General features: G+C 43.4%; 14 protein-coding genes. 11 read left to right on the top strand and 3 right to left on the bottom strand.

Annotated elements, in window-relative coordinates:
* Window positions 1-111: 111 nt before the first annotated feature.
* The 6 genes from ftsE to GSF04_RS20445 all read left to right on the top strand — a co-directional run bounded on the left by ftsE (window position 112) and on the right by GSF04_RS20445 (window position 5671).
* The gene (ftsE, locus tag GSF04_RS20470) at window positions 112-789 is read left to right on the top strand and encodes a cell division ATP-binding protein FtsE (protein ID WP_017218471.1); all 678 of its coding nucleotides are present in this window, start codon (window positions 112-114) and stop codon (window positions 787-789) included.
* Complete coding sequence (gene ftsX, locus GSF04_RS20465) at window positions 786-1772, top strand: permease-like cell division protein FtsX (protein WP_211858639.1); 987 nt, start codon at window positions 786-788, stop codon at window positions 1770-1772. Before ftsE ends, ftsX begins: the two co-directional genes overlap by 4 nt.
* A gap of 298 nt (window positions 1773-2070) precedes the next feature.
* Window positions 2071-2928, top strand: a complete 858-nt coding sequence (rpoH, locus tag GSF04_RS20460; protein ID WP_039493011.1) for an RNA polymerase sigma factor RpoH — start codon at window positions 2071-2073, stop codon at window positions 2926-2928.
* A gap of 194 nt (window positions 2929-3122) precedes the next feature.
* On the top strand, window positions 3123-3836 hold the full coding sequence (locus GSF04_RS20455; protein ID WP_010374100.1) for a 1-acylglycerol-3-phosphate O-acyltransferase: 714 nt from the start codon (window positions 3123-3125) through the stop codon (window positions 3834-3836).
* The gene (rraB, locus tag GSF04_RS20450) at window positions 3836-4171 is read left to right on the top strand and encodes a ribonuclease E inhibitor RraB (protein WP_010374098.1); all 336 of its coding nucleotides are present in this window, start codon (window positions 3836-3838) and stop codon (window positions 4169-4171) included. The genes GSF04_RS20455 and rraB overlap by 1 nt, the downstream gene beginning before the upstream one ends.
* Before the next feature lie 225 nt (window positions 4172-4396).
* Window positions 4397-5671: an HD domain-containing phosphohydrolase gene (locus tag GSF04_RS20445; RefSeq protein ID WP_130164977.1), complete on the top strand. Its 1275-nt coding sequence runs from the start codon at window positions 4397-4399 to the stop codon at window positions 5669-5671.
* On the opposite strand, the gene GSF04_RS20440 is transcribed toward GSF04_RS20445, so the two are convergent.
* Window positions 5668-5985 carry a hypothetical protein gene (locus GSF04_RS20440; protein ID WP_211858638.1) on the bottom strand — a complete coding sequence of 106 codons (318 nt, stop codon included), beginning with the start codon at window positions 5983-5985 and terminating at the stop codon, window positions 5668-5670. The genes GSF04_RS20445 and GSF04_RS20440 overlap by 4 nt on opposite strands.
* A 373-nt stretch (window positions 5986-6358) precedes the next feature.
* Here GSF04_RS20440 and GSF04_RS20435 point away from each other — a divergent pair, with 373 nt between their 5' ends.
* Window positions 6359-7615, top strand: a complete 1257-nt coding sequence (locus GSF04_RS20435) for an outer membrane protein transport protein (RefSeq protein ID WP_211858637.1) — start codon at window positions 6359-6361, stop codon at window positions 7613-7615.
* 46 nt (window positions 7616-7661) lie between these two features.
* On the opposite strand, the gene mutS is transcribed toward GSF04_RS20435, so the two are convergent.
* Window positions 7662-10253 (bottom strand): DNA mismatch repair protein MutS, encoded by a 2592-nt coding sequence (gene mutS, locus GSF04_RS20430; protein ID WP_211858636.1) that lies wholly within the window; start codon window positions 10251-10253, stop codon window positions 7662-7664.
* Window positions 10254-10277: 24 nt separating this feature from the next.
* Between mutS and GSF04_RS20425 the strand changes: the two genes are divergently transcribed.
* From GSF04_RS20425 to GSF04_RS20410, 4 genes are all read left to right on the top strand, one after another.
* Entirely contained in the window at window positions 10278-10769 is a 492-nt protein-coding gene (locus GSF04_RS20425) for a nicotinamide-nucleotide amidohydrolase family protein (protein ID WP_211858635.1), read from the top strand.
* A gap of 66 nt (window positions 10770-10835) precedes the next feature.
* A complete protein-coding gene (gene recA / locus GSF04_RS20420; protein ID WP_017218478.1) occupies window positions 10836-11891 on the top strand; it encodes a recombinase RecA in 1056 nt (351 codons plus the stop codon).
* Window positions 11892-12230: 339 nt separating this feature from the next.
* Window positions 12231-13547: an adenylosuccinate synthase gene (locus tag GSF04_RS20415; RefSeq protein WP_211858629.1), complete on the top strand. Its 1317-nt coding sequence runs from the start codon at window positions 12231-12233 to the stop codon at window positions 13545-13547.
* A 241-nt stretch (window positions 13548-13788) separates the two neighbouring features.
* Window positions 13789-14427, top strand: a complete 639-nt coding sequence (locus tag GSF04_RS20410; RefSeq protein WP_010378945.1) for an SEL1-like repeat protein — start codon at window positions 13789-13791, stop codon at window positions 14425-14427.
* Between the two features lie 146 nt (window positions 14428-14573).
* Here GSF04_RS20410 and GSF04_RS20405 read toward each other — a convergent pair whose 3' ends face one another.
* Window positions 14574-16445, bottom strand: coding sequence for a sodium:proton antiporter (locus GSF04_RS20405; protein ID WP_211858627.1), 1872 nt, complete (start codon window positions 16443-16445; stop codon window positions 14574-14576).
* Between the last annotated feature and the right edge of the window lie 8 nt (window positions 16446-16453).

Here is a 16453-nt window from a genome sequence, read left to right as displayed (position 1 = left end):
AGAGACATCAGTTGCAATAAAGCGGGCAAATTTGCCCGCTTTATTCGATTGCCGAATTGCTACAATGCCACGGACTGAGTGTCATGGTTAAAATAAGTATAAGAGGCCAACATGATTAAATTTGAGCAAGTGAGCAAAACTTATCCTGGTGGGCACAAAGCGCTGGAAAAAGTGAGCTTTGAACTTGCAAATGGAGAACTCGCATTTTTAACCGGCCACAGTGGCGCTGGTAAAAGTACATTATTAAAGTTGGTTAGCGTGATGGAAAGGCCATCAGCAGGCCGTGTCTACATTAATGGTGTCGATCTCAATACGGTATCTAACCGGCAGGTTCCTTTCGTTCGCCGAGATATTGGGATTATTTTTCAAAACCACCGCCTACTCGAACGTTACAGCGTATTTGATAACGTCGCACTACCTTTAGTTATTGAAGGTACTCACCATAAACAGATCACCAAAAGAGTACATGCCGCTCTGGACAAGGTGGGTTTGCTTGATAAAGCAAAGTGCCATCCGAGTGTGTTATCTGGAGGTGAACAGCAACGTGTTGGCATAGCAAGAGCGATTGTTAACTCGCCGCCTTTGCTGCTTGCAGACGAACCTACGGGGAACTTAGACCCAGAACTATCGATGGAAATTCTGAACCTATTTGAAGAATTTAATCGCCGTGGTACATCCGTTCTTATCGCTACTCATGATTTGGGGTTAATAGCACGTATGAAATACCGTAGCTTCACGCTTAATCAAGGACGCATGCTACAAGATCCGCTGGCGGAGGACACGCTATGAGTTTGCTGTTTAAAGGACGAGGAAATCAGGCTGAACAGAGTAAAAAGTCGGTATTTCATCATTTTTACTTTTTTTGTTTGATGATTATTCGTCAAGGTGTACAGAGCCTTGGGGAAATGTGGCGTACGCCAATGGCCTCTTTAATGACTATTCTAGTTTTGGGACTCAGCCTGACATTGCCAGCGACGCTTTATGTGGTAGTGAAAAATGTACAGCAGGTAAGTAGCGGGTTTAAAGAGGCATCTGAAATATCATTGTTTGTTAAAGACGAAATGACAGAGGCACAGACACAAACTCTGGTGAAGCGACTTGCACTCTATCCAGAAATAGAAAAAGTAGTACTGATTAATAAAAGCCAAGCTTTGGATGAATTTAAGTCTATGTCTGGCTTTGGTCAGGCGCTTAACTATTTAGAAGAAAACCCGCTGCCTAATGTTGTGTTGGTAACGCCTGTTAGTCGTTTTAGAAAACCACAAGCCGCAACAGAGCTTCTCACTAAACTCGAAAAAGAACGAGAGGTTGAGTTTGGTAAGCTGGATATTGAATGGCTAGAGCGTCTAAATGCACTACTGGGGTTACTAAAAGAGAGTGTGATCACCGTGGGGTTTCTATTGCTTAGTGCCGTTATCTTGATTATTGGAAATACCATACGCTTATCTATCATGGACAAGAAAGAAGAAATCCAAGTGCTAAAACTGGTGGGAGCGACCAATACCTTTATTCAGGCTCCGTTTCTTTGGACTGGTGTATGGTATGGCATAGTCGGTGGTTTGGTTGCCTTTATCTGTGTTGGCCTTATGTTGTGGTGGCTGGAGTCAGCTGTATCTACAGTTGTTGGGGTATATCAAAGCAACTTTGTGCTTCAGGGAATGGCAGGGAATGAACTTTTAGTACTACTTGGCACTGCGATTACTTTAGGGTTTGTAGGCTCTTTTCTTTCTGTACACCGTTATATCAAAGAGATTGAACCTGAAAAGGTATGATTTAACGCTACAAACACCAATCGACTGCTAAAGTGTAGCAGTCGATTGCCAATTACTATCAAATTTTAGCACTCAAACAATCAGAACTAATTAAATTTAGCACTGTCATAAAAAAATAATATCGTAAAAAGAAGCCTAGTTAATTCAATATTTTTAATATTATTCAGTAGGTTATATTTTATTTTTGAAGTTCTTCTAAAAAGGTTGATTTTAAAAATCAGATAAAGTAGATTGCATTTAGCACTCTAGATGTTAGAGTGCTAAATATACACGAAACGGTTTATCACTGAGGTGAAACATGACTAAAGATTTATACGCATTAGCACTAACTGGGCAGCAGAGCGCAAGTGTTGAAGGTTACCTTCAATCTGTAAGCACAATACCTATGCTTGGCGCTGAGGAAGAGAGAAAACTTGCGACACGTCTTCAGGAAGAAGGGGATCTTAACGCGGCTAAGCAGCTCATTATGTCTCATTTGAGATTTGTTGCTCACATCGCAAAAAGTTATTCGGGCTATGGCCTACCTCAGGCTGACTTAATCCAAGAAGGTAATATTGGATTGATGAAGGCAGTAAAGCGTTTTGATCCAAGCGTGGGTGTGCGCCTTGTTTCTTTTGCGGTACATTGGATTAAAGCAGAAATCCATGAATATGTATTAAAGAACTGGCGTATTGTTAAAGTTGCGACGACAAAAGCGCAGCGTAAATTATTCTTCAATCTGCGCAAAAATAAAAAGCGTTTAGGTTGGTTTAACCAAGACGAAGTGACAACGGTTGCAAACGAGCTTGGTGTAAGTGAGAAAGAAGTTCGCGAGATGGAATCGCGTATGGCAGGCCAAGATATGGGCTTTGACCTATCTGCTGATGATGACGAAAGCCAAGCGGGTAACTTCTCTCCAGTACAGTATTTAACAGACACAAGTAGTGACCTTGCTGAAGAAGTTGAGCAAGAGCAGTGGCAAGAGCAGTCACATAATCGCCTATTTGCAGCACTGAAAACGCTTGATGAGCGTTCTCAAGATATCGTAAGTGCACGTTGGCTTGCTGACGAAAAGGCAACGCTACAAGATTTAGCTGAGAAATATAGCGTGTCGGCAGAGCGTGTACGCCAGCTAGAAAAGTCAGCAATGAAAAAGCTGCAAAACGCAATGAGCTAAATTTAGCAAAAATGATAAATCGTGTGTCAAATGCCGCTACTCAGCGGCATTTTTATTTTCTATAAACAGATCAGTATCTTAACTATCATACCTACAGACTCCTCTGGCAATCTCAAAACTATCATCATTTTGAGCTTACAAGTGTTCGCTTATTTTACTATAATGCGCGAGATTTTAATTCTGGAGTGGTTAAATTGATTGCCATTATACGAATTCTCTTATTAGCAGTGTTTATCATTGTTAGTGGTATTTGCGGATTGTTATTGTGCATTGTGCGTCCTTTTCATGCCAACAATGTGCACACGATAGCCAAATGGTATGGCTATATGTCAAAGTTGATAGGCGTTGAGTTGGTGATCACGCAGCATGAAAATGCCAAGCATGTTGTTCCTGCGATGTATGTTGCAAATCATCAAAATAATTATGATCTCTTTACGCTGCCGGCCGTGGTGCCAAAAAACACCGTCAGCATGGGGAAAAAAAGCTTAAAGTGGATCCCGTTCTTTGGGCAAATGTATTGGCTATCTGGCAACATTTTGATTGATAGAGCTAATCGCTCTAAAGCTTTAGGTACACTGACCAAATCAGCAAAAAAAATCACCGAGTCAAAACTATCGGTTTGGATGTTCCCTGAAGGAACCAGAAGCTATGGTCGCGGTTTGTTGCCATTTAAAACCGGGGCATTTCATACTGCAATGAGCGCCAATGTGCCTATTATCCCAGTATGTATGAGTTCAACACATGAGCAGATAAAGCTCAATCGTTGGAATAATGGTAAGGTCTATATCGATATACTAGAGCCAGAATATTTAGACCCAGAAGTGCCAGCAAGGGATCACGCTGCTCAGATCCATGCTAAAATGGCTCAAAGAATAGCTGAACTAGATGCAAAAGCGAGATTAAAATAATGGAAAACTGGCGTGAGATAAGTGAAGACATCGTTTCTTCATTGCTAGAAGACGGTTCAAACCCTGAAACACTTTATGAAGTAGAACATCACTTTGTAAGCGAGGATTTTGACAAGCTGGAAGCAGCGGCATTAGCGGCATTTAAATTGGGCTATGATGTTGAAGAACCAGCAGAGCTTGAGCTCGAAGACGGCGGTAAAATTTGGGGCTTTGATGTTGTAGTAGAAGCCGAACTGGATACCGACGTTATCATGGAAGACGTAGACAAGTTAGAAAAGGTTGCACTAGACGCTGGCGTTGAATACGACGGCTGGGGAACTTATTTCCAAGAATAGCAACTGTATAAAACCCAGCATGTATACGGTGTTGGGTTTCCCCTCCAGCAACACCTCACAAACACCTCAAATTAGATCACTTAATTAAGCAAATTGGTATAACAAGCGTTTTTGAGTGGTTGTAATTTCACCATACCTTTGTGTGAATTTAATCTGAATAGATGGTGTTTCATCTCATTCAATGGTATTAATATTCATTGGCTAACTACGTAGTGTAAGCGATTCATGCAGATTGTCCTCCCCATTGAAGATCTTAGACCAGGAATGTTTGTGGATAATGTTCACAAGCATAAGTCTGACGCGGGCATTAAGATCAAATCTCGGGGAATGGTCAGAGATGAAGCTATCATTCAAAAACTGATTGATAAAGGGGTACTGGAGCTCACCATCGACTTTACGCAGAGCGATATTCCTGTACCACAGAAATATCAGCAGCCAGCAGAACCGGTCACTGAAGCACCACAAGCCCCTGAAGAACCAGCCGCCAAAAATGGCATGGATGGCAGTCTTTCCACCGCTCGCAGCAAGCCAAAATCCAAAGCCAAAACGGTGAGTAAAGAGCAAACTTTGCAGCAAGAATTTGCGGTTGCGATGCAAAAGTTTGAAAAGAATAACCGTCAGATCCAAAGCCTATATGGAGATGTAACATCGGGTTTGAAGGTTGATATGAGCCTCATCAATGAGGTGAGTAAAGACATCGTCGATTCGGTACTGCGTAATTCAAATGCGATGGCGATTTTAACTCGGATCAAAGACAAAGATGCCTACAATTGGCGTCATATGACCAACTGCGCCATTCTGATCACCGTATTTGCCAAACACCTTGGCTTGCAACATCACATTATTGAACAGTTAGCCATGGGGGCGATGTTGCATGACATTGGTCACGCTAAGTTACCGCAGGGGCTGATCAATAAGCCGGGCAATTTTACCGATCTTGAGTATCGTGCGGTCAAAAAACATGTGGCACAGTCTTTAGGGTTGAGCAAAGGAGAGTCTGGGATCACGCCAATCATGCTGGACATGATCATCAACCATCATGAACGCTTAGATGGTACAGGCTATCCCAGAGGGATTAAAGACGACGCACTCAGCACCGCGGCAAGAATGATGGCGATTGTGGATGTATACGACGCCATAACCTCAGATCAGCACCACAAAGAGGCTGATGAGCCTATTAATGCGTTACGCTTTTTGCTGTCGAGTAAAAAGCAATTTGACCCTATTTTAGTGCAACGTTTTATTAAGTGTATGGGGGTTCACCCCGTAGGAACTATTGTTAAACTGACCAACGAGCGATTAGGATTGGTACTCGAAGGCAATAAACATGCACCCACGGCGCCTCTTGTACGAGTGTTTTACAATACCAAACATCTCCACCATGTTACGGCAAAAGATTTGGATTTAAGCGAGTCAGACATCAAAGTGATCGCAAGTGTCAGGCCGCTTGATTATCAAATTAACCTCTCACGATTGCTAAGAGATCAATTATTGATTTAAAGCTTGGATTGCGCGACTGGGAAGAAAGCGTTTTTACAGCGTCTTTTGAGATTTTGCCATCTAGCAGAGAGCATTGCGCCAGTCATACAGCTTGCCATCATTAATATCCACAGTAATGTTCCCTTTTCCGAATGTAACGCCGCACAGCTTAGCAGCAGTGATAGCAGCGCTGCGACAATTGCACCTAGCCAGTATTGACTGACCGGATTATCACACTCTCCTGCGTGGCGACAGGCACAGTAGTTTGCTTTGCACAGGCAATATACGCTGAGACCGCAAAATACCAATGCGCAAACGATTAATGCTATCGACATGTTGTTCTCCTTGGCACGATTAGCACACAGAATGACTCATACTCAGATTGAAGAGTGTATATAAGGGATGAAGGTACGTCAATGATATTGGTAATTATTATCATTTGATAATTTATCTCATCCGATGAGTTTATAAAGTGCGTAATTTGTTCGTTATATGTTCACTTAATCAACGAAAAGTCGCAAAAAAGGAGATTTCTACTCCACTTTTAGGTAGGGTGTCATGAATTTATTATTCTGCCAATTTGGTGGGTGTGTGGCATAGCTGGATATTGGCTAGGTGAGCAAGGTCAAAGTGAGGCTACGCAGTGTTACTCGAATTGGTTTTTTTAACCATTACTCAGGAAATGGTTAGTTCACAGGGGATTAGAGTATGAACAAAGTATTATTAGGTCTTATCGCATCAGGTGCGATTTTATCGTCATCACAAGCACTAGCTGCCGCCTTCCAACTTGCGGAACAAAACGTATCTGGCCTTGGTCGTGCTTATGCGGGTGAAGCATCTGCAGCCGACGATGCGTCAGTGGTTGCACGTAACCCAGCATTGATGGGTAAGCTATCAGGCACGCAATTATCAGTAGCAGCTATGTATGTTCAACCGGACGTAAGCCTGACGGGAACAGGTACTAGCAATGGTATCCCTGCATCTGCGTTAAATGACAACAGCATCGCACCAAGTGCTATTATTCCTGCTATATATGCAACACACAAATATAATGACCAATGGTCGATTGGTGCAGGTATCTATTCACAGTTTGGCCTATCTACAGAATTCGATAAGGATTATGTTGCTGGCCAAATCGCGGGTGAAACTGAAATTAAGACCGTTAACTTAGGTATCTCTGCTGCTTACCAAATTGATGAGCAATGGAGCGTAGCATTTGGTATTAATGAAGTTTATGCCGATGCTAAAATCGTCCGTAACCTTGGCGCGACAACGACAGGTTTGCCAGCAAGTACTCAAGCAGTACATTTAGAAGGTGACGATTATGGCTTTGGTTGGAACCTAGGCGTTGCTTATCAAATTGATGAAAACAACCTAATCGGCTTCCATTACCGTAGTGAAACAGATATCACATTTGATGGTCACTTTAGCAACGACTTACCAGCAGCGGTTGGCGGCTTGAATGGCGCGTCACTACCAGGTTCAGTAGATGTAACGTTACCTGCGATTGCTGAGATCTCAGGTTCTCATAAACTAAACCAAGAAACCTCACTACACTACAGCGTACTTTGGACTGGCTGGAATAGTTTTGATGAACTTGAAGCTGTAGTTGGTAACGCAGGTTCAGTATTCACTAAAGAAGAGAATTTCTCTAATTCATTACGTTTTGCAGTTGGTGCTGACTATCAGCTTAGTAATGCGGTGAAGCTACGTGCAGGTATGGCGTATGATGAATCACCAGCGGATGAAAACCATTTGTCTATCTCAATTCCTGATACAGACCGTACTTGGTACTCATTTGGTGCGGAGTATACACTTGCTAACCAAGCAACTGTAGATTTCGGGATCAGTGTTTTAAGAGGTAAAACACAAACTTTCACTGAAGCTGACAGATTCAGTGAGTGGGGCTATCGCTCTAAAGGCCATGCGATGATCTTTGGTCTTCAGTATAACCACAAGTTCTAATTGTGAGAGAACATTAAAAAAGCGGCTTTTAGCCGCTTTTTACTTTCTATAGCATAGATTTAAGTTGATATAGCAAAGCATGAGCTTGCTTTGGTGTCAAATCATCGGGATCCATATCTGCAAGTAGCGTTTCAACCTCAGAAGGCTCATTGGCAAGCATTAAGCTCTGCTGTACAGGCGCTGTAACATGAACAGGCTTATCGCCAACGACGCTCTGATGTTGCTCTAACAAAGCAAGTTTCTGTTTCGCCAACTTAATCACCGCTTTTGGCACGCCGGCAAGACTTGCTACCTGTAAACCAAAACTCTTACTTGCAGCCCCTTCCATCACGGTGTGTTTGAAGGCAATGGTATCGTTATGTTCAACGGCATCCAAATGCACATTAACAAGGCCGGCTTGCTGCTCAGCCAATTCGGTTAACTCAAAATAATGAGTTGCAAACAGTGTTTTTGCTGCAATTTTGCTGGCGAGATAATCCGCTGTCGCATAAGCGAGTGATAAACCGTCATAGGTGCTTGTCCCGCGACCAATTTCGTCCATCAGCACTAACGACTGGGCGGTTGCATTGTTTAAAATGGTTGCAGTTTCGGTCATTTCAACCATAAAGGTTGAGCGCCCAGAGGCAAGATCATCACTGGCACCAATGCGAGTAAAAATACGATCGACAATTCCGATGGTAGCTGCGCTTGCCGGTACATAGCTGCCAATATGCGCCATCAACACGATTAACGCGGTTTGACGCATATAGGTCGATTTACCACCCATATTTGGTCCAGTAATAATGAGCATTTTACGTTCATCGTTGAGTTTTACTGGGTTGGCAATGAATGGTTCTTTACTTACTTGTTCTACGACTGGGTGGCGACCATCCACTAAATCAATTTCAGTGCCCTCGGTAAGCGTGGGCTTGCAATAGTCTAGTGTCTGAGCACGTTCAGCTAAGGTGTTTAGTACGTCCAAATCGGCAAGCGCCGCTGCCATGACTTGCAATTGTTCAATATAAGGAGCGATGAGTTCAAAGAGCTCTTCATATAGGCGCTTTTCAAGTGCTAGTGCTTTCGATTGGCTTCCAAGCACTTTGTCTTCATGCTCTTTTAGCTCAGGAATAATATAGCGTTCGTTATTTTTCAGTGTTTGTCTGCGAATGTATTCTGCAGGCACTAAGTGCGAATTGGCGCGGCTGATCTCAATATAAAATCCGTGAACGCGGTTATAGCCAATTTTTAATGTCGAGATCCCTGTGCGTTCGCGCTCTCTTTCTTCAAGTTTTTCTAAAACATCCGTGGCACCTGCGCTTAATGCGCGTAGCTGGTCAAGCTCTGCATTGTAACCCTGTGCTATCACTCCACCATCACGAATGAGAACAGGGGGATTGTCGATAACCGCTCGTTCTAACAAATCTTGTAACTTAGGTAATGCCGGTGAGTGGCTAATGATAGACTGAAGTCTCGCATCCGTCGCATCTTGTAAAATATCATGCAATGGCGGTAACGCTTGTAATGCACTTCTTAAACGCGTTAGATCACGCGGACGAGCGGTAAACAACGCTAACCGTGCTACAACTCGTTCAATATCGCCAATGTGTTTTAGTGCATCGTAAACTTCCATGCATAGTTGTTGTTCGATAAGGCTCGCAATCGCATTGAGTCGAGCATTGAGCTCTTTGCGTTCGCGCACGGGCGTATGAATACGGCGTTTTAGTAAGCGCGAACCCATGGCCGTTGAAGACTTATCTAAAATCTGCGCTAAGGTGTTTTCAACACCGCCAGAGAGGTTCAGTGTTAGCTCTAAGTTTTTGCGCGTCGCGGCATCTAAGATCACCGCGTGCTCATTCTTTTCGAGCGTGATCGCACGAATATGAGGTAATGCCGTGCGCTGTGTGTCTTTCACGTATTGCATGACACAACCCGCAGCGATTAAACCCATATTGGCATTGTCGACACCAAAACCGACTAAATCGCGGGTTTCAAACTGCTGACAAAGTAAATGCTTTGCTGTGTCTAAATCGAACTCCCAGTCCGGGCGGCGGCGACTGCCCTTAATACTTTCTAGCACTAAAAGGTTCTGAAATGATTCTGGATATAACAATTCTGCGGGTTGCAAGCGCTGTAGCGTAGAGTTAAGTGCTTCGTCAGTCTGTAGCTCTACGATATTAAATCGGCCCGAGTTAATATCAAGATAGGCAACGCCATAACCTAAGTTTTTTGGATGTTGGTAGACCGCCGCAAGTAAATTATCTTGGCGTTCTTGCAATAGTGCTTCGTCGGTGACGGTACCTGGAGTAACAATACGCACAACTTTACGTTCTACAGGACCTTTACTGGTCGCAGGGTCGCCAACTTGCTCACAAATAGCAACAGATTCACCCAGTTGTACCAAGCGAGCTAGGTAGTTTTCAACTGCATGATAGGGAACACCTGCCATTGGAATCGGATTGCCACCGGCTTTGCCCCGATAGGTTTGAGAAATATCAAGAAGCTGCGCAGCTCTGATGGCATCGTCAAAGAAGAGTTCATAAAAGTCGCCCATGCGATAGAACAGCAAGATTTCTTGATGCTGAGCTTTAATTCGCAGGTATTGCTGCATCATTGGGGTTTGTTGGTTTATAGTGTGTTCTGAATATAGATCTGACGACATTGTTGATACCTAAAAGGTTTTCCTATGGAGCACTACAAAGAGATAGCCGAATATGCGGCACAATTGGGCGCTATTCTAACGAATAACGGCGTAACAATCACTACCGCAGAGTCATGTACGGGTGGTGGGGTGAGTTATGCGTTAACAGATACGCCGGGGAGCTCTGCATATATAGAACGTTGTTTTGTGACATACAGTAATCAAGCTAAGCATGAATTATTGGGAGTATCACAACAAACGCTAACGCAATTTGGTGCAGTGAGCGAGCAAACGGTTTTGGAGATGGCCAAAGGCGCTCAGCGGGCAGCCCATGCCGAAGTTGCCATTGCTGTGTCTGGTATCGCAGGACCAACAGGGGGCAGTGCTGATAAGCCAGTAGGTACTGTATGGTTTGCTATTGCAAATAGTGACAAAGTTCAGGCATTTCACCAAGCATTTACTGGAAATAGGGCTGAAATAAGAGTTCAAGCTATTGAATTTGCATTAAAAAATACTATAGCGATGGTAAAATCATAAAATTCTACTTGATACTGTAATTTCATACAGTATACTAGGTGTCATTACGCTGAATTGGAGAAGCAAATGAACGATAACAAGCAAAAGGCATTAGACGCAGCACTATCACAAATTGAGCGTCAGTTTGGTAAAGGCTCAATCATGAAACTAGGTGAGAACAAGGCGCTAGATATTGAAGCCATCTCAACTGGTTCACTAGGTCTGGATATTGCACTTGGTATCGGCGGCTTACCAACTGGTCGTATTGTTGAAATCTATGGTCCAGAATCATCAGGTAAAACAACGCTAACATTACAAGCGATTGCAGAAGCGCAGAAGCTTGGTAAAACATGTGCGTTCGTTGATGCTGAACACGCACTCGACCCAATCTATGCTGAAAAGCTAGGCGTTAATGTTGATGAGCTATTAGTATCACAGCCAGACACCGGTGAACAAGCACTCGAAATTTGTGACATGTTAGTTCGTTCTGGTGCGGTTGATTTGGTTGTTATTGACTCGGTAGCAGCACTTACCCCTAAAGCTGAAATCGAAGGCGATATGGGTGACTCACATGTTGGTTTGCAAGCTCGACTCATGTCACAAGCATTGCGTAAGCTTACTGCTAATATCAAACGTTCGAACACATTATGTATTTTCATCAACCAAATTCGTATGAAGATTGGTGTGATGTTTGGCAACCCTGAAACCACAACTGGTGGTAACGCACTTAAATTCTATGCATCCGTACGTCTTGATATTCGTCGTATCGGTTCAGTGAAAGAAGGTGATGAGGTTGTTGGTAACGAAACTCGCGTTAAGGTTGTGAAAAACAAAGTAGCACCACCATTTAAGCAAGCTGAGTTCATCATCATGTACGGTGAAGGTACGTCGAAACAAGGTGAGTTGATAGATTTAGGTGTGAAACACAAACTGGTTGATAAAGCGGGTGCTTGGTTTAGCTACAACGGCAATAAGATTGGCCAGGGTAAAGCAAACTCGATTAAGTTCTTAAAAGAAAATGTTGAGATTGCCAACGAAATTGAAGGCAAGTTGAGAGAAATGCTCCTAGCGCAAGCGGTTATTATGCCTGAAGAGGGAGAAGATAAAGGTCTTGCTGAAGTTGAAGACGATTTAGAGCTATAGGCTAGTCACTCAAGCTTAACTGCTCGCGAGCAAGCTTGAGCTATATTTTAAAAAGCCCAAAGGTTAACCTTTGGGCTTTTTACGTTTTATAAAAGTTTACTTTTGATAACAAAGAGATAGTTATCGATTAATCCGAACAATACAGCTATTTTGATATAAAAATAAAATGCGTTGTTTGATTTTCAGCTATTAATCCACCTTTTCAACAAGTTATGTACCTTGCCTTGATGCTTTACATCGTCAATCTTATTGAAAGCAGAAAAATTAGGCAAATTGGGGTGATTTCGACTATGGTTTTCTGGTAAAATCTGCGCCTAATTTTTTCTAAGTGAATTTGCAATGGGTAAAAACGTCGTTGTATTAGGCACCCAATGGGGTGACGAAGGTAAAGGTAAAGTAGTTGACCTACTTACAGATAAGGCTTCTTTAGTTGTTCGCTATCAAGGCGGACACAATGCTGGCCATACACTAGTAATTAACGGTGAGAAAACGGTACTACACTTGATCCCATCAGGTGTACTACGCGAAGACGTTAAATGTGTAATTGGTAATGGTGTAGTACTTGCACCAGATGCACTAATGAAAGAAATCCACATGCTTGAAGCGCGTGGCGTTCCTGTACGTGAGCGTCTATTGATCAGCGAAGCATGTCCTTTGATCTTGCCTTACCACGTTGCACTAGACCAAGCGCGTGAACTAGCGCGTGGTGAAAAAGCCATTGGTACAACTGGCCGTGGTATTGGTCCTGCATACGAAGATAAGGTTGCACGTCGTGGTTTACGTGTTGGCGATCTTTTCAACCCAGAGCAATTTGCTGCGAAGCTTAAAGAAGTATTAGAGTTCCACAACTTCGCCTTGGTTAACTACTACAAAGTAGAGCCAGTAGACTTCCAGAAGACATACGATGATGCAATGGAAGTAGCAAAAGTACTTAAGTCAATGATTGTTGACGTTACTGAACTACTTGATCAAGCGCGTAATGCTGGCGACCATATTCTATTTGAAGGTGCGCAAGGTACATTACTTGATATTGACCACGGTACTTACCCGTACGTAACCTCATCAAACACGACGGCTGGTGGTGTTGCGACTGGTGCAGGTTTTGGTCCGCTTCACTTAGATTACGTTTTAGGTATTGTTAAAGCTTACACAACTCGTGTTGGTTCAGGTCCTTTCCCTACAGAGCTTTACGATGGTCAAGATAAGCAAGACCCAGTTGGCAGACACTTAGGTGAGAAAGGCAACGAGTTTGGTGCAACGACTGGTCGTTTACGTCGTACCGGTTGGTTTGATGCAGTGGCAATGCGCCGTGCAGTTCAAATCAACAGCATCAGTGGTTTCTGCTTAACTAAACTAGACGTACTTGATGGTCTAGAAAAAGTGAAAATCTGTACTGGTTACCAATTAGAAGACGGCACTGTGACTAATGTGACTCCTCTTGCTGCTGAAGGCTATGAGAAAGTGACTCCAGTATACGAAGAAATGCCTGGTTGGAGCGAAAACACCTTTGGTGCAACTTCTGTTGAGCAGCTTCCAGAAGCCGCTATCAACTATATCAAGCGCCTAGAAGAAATCACTGGCGTGCCAATTGATATCATTTCAACAGGCCCAGACCGCGTTGAGACAATGATTGTTCGCAACCCTTTTGCTGAATAATTCTGCTGTCGATTAATAAAGAAAAAGCTGCTACGGCAGCTTTTTTTGTGTCTATTACCCTACAAGTTTTTGTCTTTCTGCCGATAACTAAGCGAATGTTTGCTCAGATGATGAAATTAGACTTCGCTTTGGCGTAAATAATGCTTAATCAAATTTGAGTGTCGATGTTGCTGCAGAGCAAGTAATTTGCCTTTGCAGCCTGCTATAGTTAAACAATCAGCTTTACTTTGATGGGTCTTCGATGAATTACTTACTTCGTTATTTTGCAGCTTCAGCATTGAGTGTCTCCTTAAGTCTCAGTATACAGAGCAAAGTATCTGCCGAAGAGGCTATCGAAGCTGTGCCTTTGTATACGCAGCAAGAGCTACTAGCACTCATTGAAAAAAATCAACACCTTGCTCGGGTTAAAGCGGATGAGTGCCAGCTGGTTAAAGATATTGAAGCGCGTGCTGAAATCATGGCGCTGCCTTCGTATCAGTTTCTTTATGGTGACATGTTAGCTTATGCCGTGTGTGTAGACAGAGATGTTGAGCTCGGCCTTTATTATATGAAAAGGGCTGCAGAGCAGGGCCTTGCCGCGGCGCTTGAACAATTAGGTCGCTACTATGATGTTGGCCAGTTAGTGCAAGAAGATAAAGCGATGGCGGTAACCTATCTGAGAGAAGCCGCAGCACTTGGCAACTTAAACGCTCAATTAAGGCTCGTAGATGTGTTTAATCAAGGTCATGGTAGTCCTAGAGATTATGAAGACGCCTATCGATGGCTGTTCCATTCCGCAGTTGCAGATAAAAAGCTACATAAGCGGATTCAGGTAGCACTAGGGCAATTGGCAAACAAAATGCCTGATAGCGTGGTCAAGCGCGCGAGATTGCCTATATGACCTAAGTTTAGGTTAACTCCGTTGGATCAATAGGTTTTACTTTCAGCAGATTATGAGTGGAAAGTAAAAGCGGCGTAAGTGACGCCGCTTTGCTTGTTCCTAAATAAAGCCGGTAAAGCTAGCTTATTTCTTATCCAAATCTCAGGTTAAGTAATTTGCTGGCTGCTAAGCTTTGCACCAATTTGGCCTTCTTTATTTGCATTTGGATCTTTAAGCACCGTTAACTTAGGCGGCTGCAATGCCAATACGCGGTCGCCTTCTTCAGGAAGCTTCTTCATATCAGAGGTAAACGGGCGGATCAAGATGGGTTCCTCATCTTTGGTCTGCTCTGTGAGTACAAACAGCGGGATTGCTTCACTGTTAACCTCTTTATACTGTTCCCATTTAAATTCTTCTGAGATCCGAGTTACGCTCACTTTACCGCCCTTAGCCATCATGCTACTTAGCTTGGCGTAATTACCTTCGTCGCCAAACAAGATTTGGCGAGAAAGGAAAGTGGCGCTATCTTTGTTCGCCTTAGCGTGGTTAGTGGATGATTTGAGCGAATAAACACATTGATCGCCAAGTAAGTGAGAAAAGTACTGTACACCCAAAGCGTTGTGGTGACGGTTAGGTGAAAGCGCTAGCACTGACTTTAAGCTGGTCAACGGGAGGTAACGCTCTGCATGCTCCGACTGTGGGTTACCATAGTAACAAGGCAGTCCGTCCATTCTCGCCATCTTGCAGTTTTCCCATGCGGGATCGGAGAGATAAACATCAATATTTTGGTCTTTTAAGCCTTTAGCCACCGCTCTAGCTACATGGTTTGCACCAATGATAAGTAAGGTATTGGGCTTTGGTTGACGTACTCCTAAAAGACGTGCGAAAGGCGTTGCCGTTAGGCTTTGTAGTACCACGGTGACAATGATGACGGTGAAAATAAGCGGCACCATTTTATCCGCATCTGCTATTTGTGATTTTGTCATACTCAACGCAAAAACTGAGCCTACAGCTGCAGCAACAATACCTCGAGGAGCTATCCAACTTAACAGAATGCGAGACTTTATCGGTAAGTCTGTATTGAACGTCGATAAGAATATCGACAGTGGTCGAGCAATAAATAATACTACAGCTAGAAAGATAAAGACGTCGGTGTCTAACAGCATTAAATCTTCTAACTTGAGTCGTGCCGCGAGTAATATAAATAAGCTCGAAATCAGGATCATTGAGAGATCTTCTTTAAACTCTAACACTGAGTCTATTTCCAAGTCATCTTGGTTAGCGAGCCAAATACCAAAGATAGTCACGGCCAGTAAACCCGACTCATGGCTCAGATGATTAGATAGCGTAAAGCTAAACAACACCAGCGCTAAAATGGCGAATTTGTGAAGCTCAAAGGGAAGCCACTCTTTTCTTATTAGGTATGTGGTTAGGTAACCTGATGCGACACCAATACTTATCCCAACACCAAGCGTTGATACGAGCGCCCACAAGGTGTGACTGAAGATACCTTCGCCACCAACTAAAGATACGGCTTCAAATACGAGTACCGCAAAGAGTGCACCAATAGGGTCTATGACTATACCTTCCCAACGTAAAATACGGTCTATGTCTTTGTCTGGGCGCATGGCGTTCAGCATCGGGGCAATAACTGTTGGACCGGTCACGACAAGTACTGCGCCCAAAACGGCGGCAACTTGCCAGTTAAGCTCCAGCACGAAAATTGCGGTCGTTGCTATCACCGCAAAGGTTGCTAACATCCCGATAGAACAAAGGTTTCGTACGACCTTACCAATTCCTTTGAGTTCTTTAAAATGCAGGGTTAGTGAACCTTCAAAAAGGATAACGGCAACGGAAAGTGAGACGACGGGAAAGAGTAAATCCCCGAGTAAGGCATCTGGATCCAGCGTGCCACTAAATGGCCCCAAAGCAAGACCAATAAGAAGTAAAAACAAAATTGCAGGAACCTTAAAGGCCCAAGCAAGCCATTGTGCTATTACAGAACATACTGCAATACCTGCAATGTAGATTGCTGACATAGATTCTC

This window comes from Pseudoalteromonas sp. A22 (assembly GCF_018141345.1).
Lineage (GTDB): Bacteria > Pseudomonadota > Gammaproteobacteria > Enterobacterales > Alteromonadaceae > Pseudoalteromonas > Pseudoalteromonas maricaloris.
The sequence above is the reverse complement of the archived record's forward strand: the minus strand, read 5'-3'. Positions and strand labels throughout refer to the sequence as shown.

Bases quoted from the DNA above. Each gene is read 5' to 3' on its own strand.
- recA (WP_017218478.1), top strand. From the start codon at position 10,836: ATGAACGATAACAAGCAAAAGGCATTAGACGCAGCACTATCACAAATT.
- mutS (WP_211858636.1), bottom strand. From the start codon at position 10,253: ATGTCGTCAGATCTATATTCAGAACACACTATAAACCAACAAACCCCA.
- ftsE (WP_017218471.1), top strand. From the start codon at position 112: ATGATTAAATTTGAGCAAGTGAGCAAAACTTATCCTGGTGGGCACAAA.
- GSF04_RS20425 (WP_211858635.1), top strand. From the start codon at position 10,278: ATGGAGCACTACAAAGAGATAGCCGAATATGCGGCACAATTGGGCGCT.
- GSF04_RS20440 (WP_211858638.1), bottom strand. From the start codon at position 5,985: ATGTCGATAGCATTAATCGTTTGCGCATTGGTATTTTGCGGTCTCAGC.
- GSF04_RS20410 (WP_010378945.1), top strand. From the start codon at position 13,789: ATGAATTACTTACTTCGTTATTTTGCAGCTTCAGCATTGAGTGTCTCC.
- GSF04_RS20445 (WP_130164977.1), top strand. From the start codon at position 4,397: ATGCAGATTGTCCTCCCCATTGAAGATCTTAGACCAGGAATGTTTGTG.
- GSF04_RS20415 (WP_211858629.1), top strand. From the start codon at position 12,231: ATGGGTAAAAACGTCGTTGTATTAGGCACCCAATGGGGTGACGAAGGT.
- ftsX (WP_211858639.1), top strand. From the start codon at position 786: ATGAGTTTGCTGTTTAAAGGACGAGGAAATCAGGCTGAACAGAGTAAA.
- GSF04_RS20405 (WP_211858627.1), bottom strand. From the start codon at position 16,445: ATGTCAGCAATCTACATTGCAGGTATTGCAGTATGTTCTGTAATAGCA.
- rraB (WP_010374098.1), top strand. From the start codon at position 3,836: ATGGAAAACTGGCGTGAGATAAGTGAAGACATCGTTTCTTCATTGCTA.
- GSF04_RS20435 (WP_211858637.1), top strand. From the start codon at position 6,359: ATGAACAAAGTATTATTAGGTCTTATCGCATCAGGTGCGATTTTATCG.
- rpoH (WP_039493011.1), top strand. From the start codon at position 2,071: ATGACTAAAGATTTATACGCATTAGCACTAACTGGGCAGCAGAGCGCA.